This is a genomic window from Enterobacter sp. BIDMC92, assembly GCF_001030225.1.
Classification (GTDB): domain Bacteria; phylum Pseudomonadota; class Gammaproteobacteria; order Enterobacterales; family Enterobacteriaceae; genus Enterobacter; species Enterobacter sichuanensis.
In genome coordinates this window covers 3,097,569-3,107,023 of record NZ_KQ087598.1, presented here as the reverse complement: position 1 = coordinate 3,107,023, position 9,455 = coordinate 3,097,569, and the positions used below count along the sequence as shown (strand labels likewise).

General features: G+C 54.3%; 10 protein-coding genes and 1 other annotated feature. Of the genes, 7 read left to right on the top strand and 3 right to left on the bottom strand.

The window, feature by feature from the left end; all coding sequences use genetic code 11:
* Nucleotides 1–3: 3 nt before the first annotated feature.
* Nucleotides 4–903, bottom strand: a complete 900-nt coding sequence (gene hisG / locus SP99_RS14630; RefSeq protein WP_000886595.1) for an ATP phosphoribosyltransferase — start codon at nucleotides 901–903, stop codon at nucleotides 4–6.
* Nucleotides 904–948: 45 nt separating this feature from the next.
* Nucleotides 949–1,072 (bottom strand) — a sequence feature (His leader region).
* On the bottom strand, nucleotides 1,048–1,098 hold the full coding sequence (hisL, locus tag SP99_RS24715) for a his operon leader peptide (RefSeq protein WP_001364200.1): 51 nt from the start codon (nucleotides 1,096–1,098) through the stop codon (nucleotides 1,048–1,050). (Overlaps the previous feature by 25 nt.)
* Nucleotides 1,099–1,273: 175 nt before the next feature.
* Here hisL and SP99_RS14625 point away from each other — a divergent pair, with 175 nt between their 5' ends.
* From SP99_RS14625 to plaP, 4 genes are all read left to right on the top strand, one after another.
* Nucleotides 1,274–2,098, top strand: a complete 825-nt coding sequence (locus SP99_RS14625; RefSeq protein WP_047959031.1) for an SDR family oxidoreductase — start codon at nucleotides 1,274–1,276, stop codon at nucleotides 2,096–2,098.
* 41 nt (nucleotides 2,099–2,139) lie between these two features.
* Nucleotides 2,140–3,069, top strand: a complete 930-nt coding sequence (locus tag SP99_RS14620; RefSeq protein ID WP_047959030.1) for a LysR substrate-binding domain-containing protein — start codon at nucleotides 2,140–2,142, stop codon at nucleotides 3,067–3,069.
* 219 nt (nucleotides 3,070–3,288) lie between these two features.
* Nucleotides 3,289–3,351, top strand: coding sequence for a membrane protein YoeI (yoeI, locus tag SP99_RS24710; protein ID WP_099458931.1), 63 nt, complete (start codon nucleotides 3,289–3,291; stop codon nucleotides 3,349–3,351).
* Complete coding sequence (plaP, locus tag SP99_RS14615) at nucleotides 3,341–4,699, top strand: putrescine/proton symporter PlaP (protein ID WP_014832589.1); 1,359 nt, start codon at nucleotides 3,341–3,343, stop codon at nucleotides 4,697–4,699. The genes yoeI and plaP overlap by 11 nt, the downstream gene beginning before the upstream one ends.
* A gap of 123 nt (nucleotides 4,700–4,822) precedes the next feature.
* On the opposite strand, the gene sbcB is transcribed toward plaP, so the two are convergent.
* Nucleotides 4,823–6,259 (bottom strand): exodeoxyribonuclease I, encoded by a 1,437-nt coding sequence (gene sbcB, locus SP99_RS14610; protein ID WP_442855372.1) that lies wholly within the window; start codon nucleotides 6,257–6,259, stop codon nucleotides 4,823–4,825.
* Nucleotides 6,260–6,457: 198 nt separating this feature from the next.
* On the opposite strand from sbcB, the gene dacD reads away from it, so the two are divergent.
* The 3 genes from dacD to SP99_RS14595 all read left to right on the top strand — a co-directional run bounded on the left by dacD (nucleotide 6,458) and on the right by SP99_RS14595 (nucleotide 9,368).
* Complete coding sequence (dacD, locus tag SP99_RS14605) at nucleotides 6,458–7,624, top strand: serine-type D-Ala-D-Ala carboxypeptidase DacD (RefSeq protein ID WP_025759302.1); 1,167 nt, start codon at nucleotides 6,458–6,460, stop codon at nucleotides 7,622–7,624.
* Nucleotides 7,625–7,743: 119 nt separating this feature from the next.
* On the top strand, nucleotides 7,744–8,217 hold the full coding sequence (gene sbmC, locus SP99_RS14600) for a DNA gyrase inhibitor SbmC (RefSeq protein ID WP_025759300.1): 474 nt from the start codon (nucleotides 7,744–7,746) through the stop codon (nucleotides 8,215–8,217).
* Between the two features lie 92 nt (nucleotides 8,218–8,309).
* On the top strand, nucleotides 8,310–9,368 hold the full coding sequence (locus SP99_RS14595) for an FUSC family protein (RefSeq protein WP_025759299.1): 1,059 nt from the start codon (nucleotides 8,310–8,312) through the stop codon (nucleotides 9,366–9,368).
* Nucleotides 9,369–9,455: the final 87 nt, after the last annotated feature.

The following is a 9,455-nucleotide window of genomic DNA, read 5'->3' as shown; positions in this document are numbered from 1 at the left end:
CAATTACTCCATCATCTTCTCAATTGGCAGCACCAGGATGGAGCTTGCCCCCAGCGCCTTCAGTTTTTCCATGGTTTCCCAGAACAGGGTTTCGCTGCTCACCATGTGCATCGCGACGCGCTGCTGATCGCCCGCCAGCGGAAGGATGGTCGGGCGCTCAGCGCCTGGCAGCAGGGCAATCACCTCATCCAGACGCTCGGTCGGAGCGTGCATCATGATGTATTTGGATTCACGCGCCTGAATCACGCCCTGAATACGGGTCAGGAGTTTGTCGATCAGCTGTTGCTTGGCGTCGGCCATCTCGCCGTCACGCTGGATCAGGCATGCTTTGGAGCGGTAGATCACTTCCACTTCGCGCAGGCCGTTCGCTTCCAGCGTCGCGCCGGTGGAGACCAGGTCACAGATGGCGTCCGCCAGACCCGCGCGCGGAGCCACTTCAACTGAGCCGTTCAGCAGACAGGATTTAAACTGCACGCCTTTCTGGTCCAGGTAACGCTTTAACAGGTGAGGATAGGAGGTGGCGATACGTTTGCCGTTCAGCGCCGCCGGGCCGTCCCAGGCTTCATCAACCGGCGTCGCCAGCGACAGGCGGCAACCGCCGAAATCCAGACGACGCAGGGTGAAGTAACGCGGATCTTCACCCTGCGCACGGCGGGTCAGCAGCTCTTCTTCCAGCACGTTTTCACCGATGATGCCGAGGTCAACGACGCCATCCATGACCAGGCCGGGAATATCGTCATCACGCACGCGCAAAATGTCGATGGGCATGTTTTCAGCCAGAGCAATCAGGCGCTGGGTGTGCAGGTTGATTTTAATCCCGCAGCGGGCCAGCAGTTCGCGTGAATCGTCACTTAAACGGCCTGATTTTTGAATAGCTATGCGTAAGCGTGAGTTATCTAACATTCTTTATTCCTCGTTAACCTGTTTAAACCTGTCTGAATTCGGTCCAAAAAAAAGCCCCCGGAAGAAGATCTTCCGGGGGCTTTCTCATGCGTTCATGCACCACTGGAAGATCCAAGCGTCTTCCAGCACACATCGCCTGAAAGACTAGTCAGGATGATGGTGATGATGGTGGTGTTTAAATTGAACGCGTGTCATATAAATTCTCGATGAATGCTTATTCATTTGATGTCTTTTAACCTAAACCAGTTGTGCGACATATTGCAAGGGCTTTTTTTTATCATTAATTCATTTCATATTGATGCTATGAATTGTGTGTTCTGCCGGGCTGGCGTAGCCTTATGAAAGAAGAGTGAGAGTCAGGAGAATTCGCATGAAAAAGGTCGCGATTGTCGGTTTAGGGTGGCTGGGAATGCCGCTGGCGATGTCATTAGCTGCAAAAGGCTGGCAGGTGACCGGAAGCAAAACCACAGCGGATGGGGTCGAGGCAGCGCGCATGTGCGGTATTGATGGCGTTGAGTTGCGTCTTGAGCCGGAGCTGATATGTGATGCTGACGATCTGGACACGCTGATGAACGTCGATGCGCTGGTGATCACCTTACCCGCCCGGCGTAGCGGGCCGGGTGAGTCATTTTATCTGCAGGCGATGCAGGAGATTGTCGACAGCGCGCTGGCGCACCATGTTCCCCGCATTATTTTTACCAGTTCGACCTCTGTCTATGGCGAGGTGGAAGGCGTCGTAAAAGAGACTTCCGAGCGCCGTCCCGTGACTGTGAGCGGGCAGGTTCTGAAAGAGCTGGAAGACTGGCTGCATAATCTGCCCGGTACGCAGGTTGATATTGTGCGTCTGGCGGGACTGGTTGGACCCGGGCGCCATCCGGGACGTTTTTTTGCCGGTAAGTCTGCGCCAGACGGTCAGCATGTCGTCAATCTGGTGCATTTAGACGATGTGATTGCCGCGATTGAACTGCTCTTACAGGCTCCAAAAGGTGGACACATCTATAATATATGTGCACCGTCTCATCCGACGCGCAGCACGTTTTACCCGCTGATGGCACGTCAACTGGGTCTGGCTCCGCCGGTTTTTGGTGAAGCAAAGGATGGTGGTAAAGGCAAAGTTGTTGATGGCAATCGCATTTGTCATGAACTGGGGTTTGAGTATCAGTATCCCGATCCGCTGGTGATGCCCATGGAATAAGTCCCGCAGCGGAGACGATCGCACACCAGAAGGGGGCGAGTATGAAACCGCTGCTGGATGTTCTAATTATTCTGGATGCACTGGAAAAAGAGGGGAGCTTTGCGGCTGCGTCGGCAAAGCTCTTCAAAACCCCTTCCGCGCTGAGCTACACCGTTCAAAAGCTGGAAAGCGATCTCAATATTCAGATCCTCGATCGCTCCGGGCATCGCGCGCGGTTCACCCGTACCGGACAAATGCTGCTGGAAAAAGGACGTGAAGTCCTCCATACCGTGCGTGAACTGGAAAAACAGGCCATTAAGCTTCACCAGGGGTGGGAAAACGAGCTGGTGATTGGCGTGGATGACACTTTTCCCTTTTCTCTTCTGACGCCGCTGATTGAGGCCTTCTACCAACACCACAGCGTGACCCGGCTTATTTTCATCAATGGCGTGCTGGGCGGATCATGGGATGCCTTAACCCAGGGCAGGGCGGACATTTTTGTTGGCGCACTCCATGAGCCTCCCCAGTTGAGTGATTTTGGTTTTGCCCGCCTGGGCGTGCTGGAGCAGGTCTTCGCCGTGGCGCCCCATCATCCGCTGGCGCAGGAGCCTGAACCTATAAATCGGCGCGTGATTAAGGGTTACCGCGCAATAGTGGTTGGGGACAGTTCGCGTCCGGAATGTGCGGTTTCCTCGCAACTGCTTGATGAACAGGAAGCAATTACCGTTTTTGACTTTAAAACCAAGCTGGAGCTGCAGATAAGTGGTCTGGGTTGCGGCTATTTACCCCGCTATCTGGCGCAGCGCTTTATCGATAGCGGTGCGCTTGTTGAAAAACAGGTACTTGCTCAAAACAGCAACGAATCGGTGTGGGTGGGCTGGAATGAACAGACCGCCGGGCTGGCCAGTGCCTGGTGGCGGGACGAAATTTTAGCAAATAGTGCTATTGCTGCTGTTTATGCGCAGGGCAGTGTCGAGAAATCAGCCAGTTAGCAAAAAGAAAATTCCCCGCTGCGTTGCAAAGTATTGCCTTTTGTATCCGATGTGGGGCAAAATGCCGCCGCTGCAACCAAATGAATAATCGACGATATAAAAGGCGTCGGTTATTTTTTTTTGCATGTACGAAACGAAACTAAAAACCAAGAGGCCGGGCTTCGTACCGGATAGATATTTACTAAAATCCGACAGTTGTTGTCGCTGAGGAAGAAAGAAATGGGGCAATTTTTCGCTTACGTGGCGGTTATCACCGTAAAGGAGAATAACTATGTCGCATAACGCAACTCCAAACACCTCTCGCGTGGAATTACGTAAAACGCTTACGTTGATTCCGGTTGTCATGATGGGTCTGGCCTATATGCAACCAATGACGCTGTTTGATACATTCGGTATCGTATCAGGCCTCACTGACGGTCATGTGCCGACGGCTTACGCCTTCGCGCTGGTGGCGATCCTCTTTACCGCGCTGAGCTACGGTAAACTGGTGCGTCGCTATCCGTCTGCGGGTTCCGCCTACACCTATGCCCAGAAATCCATCAGTCCGACAGTGGGCTTTATGGTGGGCTGGTCTTCGCTGCTCGACTATCTGTTCGCGCCGATGATCAACATTCTGCTGGCAAAAATCTATTTTGAAGCGCTGGTGCCGTCGATTCCATCCTGGATGTTCGTCGTGGCGCTGGTGGCCTTTATGACCGCCTTTAACCTGCGCAGCATTAAGTCTGTCGCCAACTTTAACTCCGTTATTGTTGTGCTTCAGGTTGTGCTGATTGCCGTTATTCTTGGCATGGTGATCTACGGTGTGTTCCACGGCGAAGGCGCGGGTACGCTGGCGAGCAGCAAGCCGTTCTGGTCTGGTGATGCGCATGTGATCCCGATGATTACCGGGGCGACCATTCTCTGCTTCTCCTTTACCGGTTTTGACGGGATCAGCAACCTGTCTGAAGAAACCAAAGATGCAGAGCGCGTGATCCCGCGAGCTATCTTCCTGACGGCGCTGATTGGTGGTCTGATCTTTATTTTCTCGACCTATTTCCTGCAGCTGTACTTCCCGGATATCTCCCGCTTCAAGGATCCGGATGCGTCTCAGCCGGAAATTATGCTCTATGTGGCGGGTAAGGCGTTCCAGGTTGGCGCGCTGATCTTCTCCACCATCACTGTACTGGCGTCCGGTATGGCCGCCCATGCAGGCGTTGCGCGTCTGATGTACGTTATGGGTCGTGATGGCGTATTCCCGAAAAGCTTCTTCGGCTACGTTCACCCAACCTGGCGTACCCCGGCGATGAACATCATCCTGGTGGGTGCTATTGCGCTTCTGGCAATCAACTTTGACCTGGTGATGGCAACGGCGCTGATTAACTTCGGTGCGCTGGTGGCGTTCACCTTTGTTAACCTGTCGGTTATCTCTCAGTTCTGGATCCGTGAAAAGCGTAACAAAACGCTGAAAGATCACTTCCAGTATCTGTTCCTGCCGATGTGTGGTGCGCTGACCGTAGGCGCGCTGTGGGTTAACCTGGAAGAGAGCTCAATGGTGCTTGGCCTGATCTGGGCGGGTATCGGCCTGGTTTATCTGGCCTGCGTCACGAAGAGCTTCCGTAACCCGGTTCCGCAATACGAAGATGTCGCGTAATACTGTTTCGGGTGGCGGCTACGCCTTACCCGACCTACAAAACCCGTAGGCCCGCGTAAGCGCAGCGCCAACGGGCAAAAAAAAGCCGGAGACATCGCCTCCGGCTTTTTTTATACCCATCGATCAAACTATCTCTTGCGCGTACAGGAACAGAGACTTCAACAGTGCCTGTTTCTCAGCATTCCCTTCATACTGGCCGTAAAGCATCTCCAGCTCCTGTGCATAGCTGTGCAGATACTCTGGCGTAAACACGTTGCGACGATGCTGCAGCCAGCGTTCCTGTTCCGCTTCATCCAGCGTGCCGGGGAAGTTACGCGCCCGGTAATTAAACATCAGTTTTTCGATGCGTTTATCGGCGAAAGTGATATCCAGCGCCGGTAAGTTACGCGGCTCGGTTTGCAGAACGATGTTCATGGCCGCGCGATCGGCATCGCTGAAGAACCCATTGTACAGCTGAGCATCCACGTTTTCAGACGGCACGAACGGCTCGGCTTCTGCAAAAATGGCCACCACTTTCTCCCGCACCTGCGGATTTTCACGCAGCACTTTCAGGTTATCGAGGCAGTGCTGGCGGTTAATGCCCAGCCTGTCCGCATCTTCCGGTCGCAGCGTATTCGCCTGCGCCAGGACCGGACATTTATTAATATGCACCAGTTTGACCGGTACTGCAGGCAGATCGCCGAGCTCATTTTTCGGCGTGTACAGCTGTTCGCGCAGGGTATCGCTGTCGAGCTCCAGCAGCGGTGAAATATCACCGGCTAAATCCACCATGATGACCGCATTACGGTTGTCCGGATGCCACGCCAGCGGGGCAACCCAGCTGGTATTGCCGCGCCAGGCACCAAACATGCCGGAAATATGCACCAGGGGTTTCATCTGCGGTACGTCGATAAGGGTCATGAGCTTCTGCTTGCTGCGATGGCTCAACAGATACTCAAACAGCCGGGGCTGCGCAGTTTTCACCAGTTTCGCCATGGCAATGGTGGCATAGACGTCCGCCATCGCGTCGTGGGCATTGCTGTGCTCAATGCCGTTGGCACGCGTCAGGTGCTCCAGTCGGAAGCTGGGGAGTCCTTCTTCATTTTCTGGCCAGTTGATGCCTTCAGGACGCAGCGCGTAGCAGGCGCGCATGATGTCGAGCAAATCCCAGCGCGAATTGCGGTTCTGCCAGCTCCAGGCATAGGGATCGTAGAAGTTGCGATAGAAGATGTTGCGCGTCACTTCATCATCGAAACGGATGTTGTTGTAACCCACCACGCAGGTATGGGGAACGGTAAACAGATCGTGGATGCGGCGGGCGAACTCTGCCTCGTTAACGCCTTTCTCCCGCGCTTCCTGAGGGGTGATCCCGGTGACCATCACCGCGCCGGGCTGAGGCAGATAGTCATCCGCGGGTTTGCAGTAAAAAACCTCAGGCTCGCCAATGATATTGAATTCGTCGTCGGTGCGGATGGCGGCAAACTGCGCCGGTCGGTCCAGCGCCGGGTGTGTGCCAAAGGTTTCGTAGTCGTGGAATAAAAAAGTCGGGCGTGCGGCAGAGTCAGACACCAGTAATACCATCCTGTTAAAAATTGACGTCACTATGGTAAACGATCGTGCGGGTCAGACCGAATAAAAAGCACCGCCGTGTCGCAAATTTGCGCGTCGTCTTCAGAGAAAAATATGCGTTCTGTCACATTTTTTTGCAATTAAGCCAGGTAACGACAGCGGAACTCCCGTAAAAAGGTCATCGATTTTTAATGACCTGAGGATATACCGTTGAAACGCCGTCTGTTTATTGCTGTTTCTTTACTCGCTTCGAGTGTCTCATCTGCCTTTGCGGCCGAACCACTGGATTTTTCGCCGCAGCCTCCGGCCATTCAGGCGGGCTCCTGGGTGCTGATGGATTACACGACTGGTCAGATCTTAACGGCGGGCAACGAACATCAACAACGTAATCCGGCGAGCCTGACCAAGCTGATGACGGGCTATGTGGTGGATCGGGCCATTGACAGCCATCGTATCTCGCCGGACGACATTGTCACCGTCGGGCGTGATGCGTGGGCCAAAGGGAACCCGGTTTTTGACGGATCATCACTCATGTTCCTGAAAGAGGGCGATCGTGTCTCCGTACGCGATCTGAGCCGCGGTCTGATTGTTGATTCCGGGAACGACGCCTGCGTGGCGCTGGCCGATCACGTGGCGGGCGGCCAGCCGCAGTTTGTGAAGATGATGAATGACTATGTGCAAAAGCTGAATCTGCGCGACACGCACTTTGAAACCGTCCACGGGCTGGACGCGCCGGGCCAGCACAGTTCGGCCTACGATTTGGCCGTCCTCTCCCGGGCCATCATCCACGGCGAGCCTGAGTTTTACCATATGTACAGTGAAAAGAGCCTTACCTGGAACGGGATCACTCAGCAAAACCGCAACGGTCTGCTGTGGGATAAAACCATGAACGTGGACGGGCTGAAAACGGGGCATACCTCGGGAGCAGGCTTTAACCTGATTGCGTCTGCCGTTGACGGTCAGCGTCGTTTGATTGCTGTGGTCATGGGCGCGGACAGCCCGAAAGGGCGTGAGGACCAGGCCCGGAAACTCCTGCACTGGGGGCAGCAGAATTTCGATACCGTCCAGATCCTGCATAACGGTAAAAAGGTGGGGACAGAGCGAATCTGGTACGGCGATAAAGAACAGGTGAAACTGGGCACCGACCAGGACTTCTGGCTGGCCCTGCCGAAAGCGGAAGTGCCAAACATCAAAGCTAAGTACGTGCTGGACAAAAAAGAGCTGGAAGCACCGATTGCCGCGCATCAGCGGGTCGGGGAGATCCAGCTCTATGATCGCGACAAAGTGGTGGCGCACTGGCCGCTGGTGACGCTAGAAGCCGTTGATAAAGGCGGCATGTTCTCCCGCCTGAGCGATTATCTGCATCACGCGCTTTAAGTGCCGTTGAGCAGACTGGCAGGGTTGCGAGTCTGCTCACATAATAAACACTTCACGTTTGCTGAACCCGCACAATCCGCTTTATAGTGTATAAATATACAGTAATAAATGGAGGCAGCATGGACTACAGCATTAAGCAGCAACAGAAACGTAAGATTGCCGGTTTTCATTTGGTCGGGCCGTGGGAACATACGGTAAAACAGGGCTTTGAACAGCTGGTGATGTGGGTGGACGGGCGTCACATTCAGCCGCTGGAGTGGGTTGCGGTCTACTACGACAACCCGGATGAGGTCCCGGCAGAAAAATTGCGCTGTGATACGGCCGTCACGGTGCCGGACGATTTCATCATTCCGGAAAACAGTGAAGGCGTCATGATGACGGAAATCGCGGGTGGGGACTATGCTGTGGCAACGGCCCGCGTGGAAAACTACGACTTCGCGACGCCGTGGTATCAGTTCTTCAATTCCCTGTTGCAGGACAATAAATACCAGATGGCGCTCAAACCCTGCTTCGAGCGCTATCTCAATGACGGCAATGCAGACGGCTACTGGGATATTGAGATGTTTATCGCGGTGGAGCACAAACCCGTTTAAGCTTGTTAAATGAAGGGTTTTTCAGCCGGGAGCGATCCGCCCGGCTGAAAACACAGTACAATTGTGATTTGCCGTGTAGCTGGAGAGCGGGTGTGCGTCCCGACAAATCATTAACCCCTTTTGAAATTCGGTTATACAAACACTACCGCGTGGTGCATGGGTGTCGCATTGCGCTGGCGTTCGTATTGACGTTTGTACTGGTCCGTTTGCTGGATATCCCGGAAGGGACGTGGCCGCTGATCACGCTGGTGGTGGTGATGGGGCCTATCTCGTTTTGGGGAAACGTTGTCCCGCGTGCTTTCGAGCGAATTGGCGGGACCGTGTCAGGCTCGGCACTTGGGCTTATCGCCCTGAAGCTGGAGCTTATTTCGTTTCCGGTCATGCTGGCATGGTGCGGTGCCGCCATGTTCCTGTGCGGCTGGCTGGCGCTGGGCAAAAAGCCATATCAGGCATTGCTGATTGGTATTACTCTTGCAGTGGTGGTCGGCGCCCCTGCCGGGGATATGACTACCGCGCTCTGGCGAAGCGGGGATGTTATCCTCGGTTCACTGCTGGCGATGCTCTTCACCGGTATCTGGCCCCAGCGCGCTTTCTTGCACTGGCGTATTCAGATGGCCAACTATGTGACCGCATTTAACCGCGTTTATCAGGCCGGTTTTTCTCCAAACCTGGTTGAACGTCCCCGGCTGGAAAAGCATCTGCAAACAATCCTCAACGACGTGGTCAAAATGCGCGGTCTGATCACGCCTGCCAGCAAAGAAACCCATATTCAGAAAGCGATTTTCGAAGCCATCCAGACGGTAAGCCGCAATCTGGTGTGCATGCTTGAGCTGCAAATCAATGCGCACTGGGCCTCGCGCCCCAGCCACCTGTTGATGCTTAACGCGCAGACCCTCAAAGAGACTCAGATGATGACGCAGCAAACGCTGTTGACCATCGCCCATGCGCTCTACGAAGGCAACCCGCAGCCGATCCTTGCGAACAGCGAACGTCTCAACGAAATCGTGGCGGAGCTGAAGCTGCTGATCAACGAGCGTCAGAGCGATAACGTGGCAGAAACGCCGATTCACGGTTATGTCTGGCTGAGCATGGAGCTGGCGCGACAGCTCGAGCTGTTATCGCACCTGATTTGCCGGGCGCTGCGCAAATAAAAGGCGTATGTGACGCCTGCTGCTTCGATTCAGCAGCAATTGGGGTTATGATAGCTTTAAACGATATAGCCATTGTCATTCGCAGCC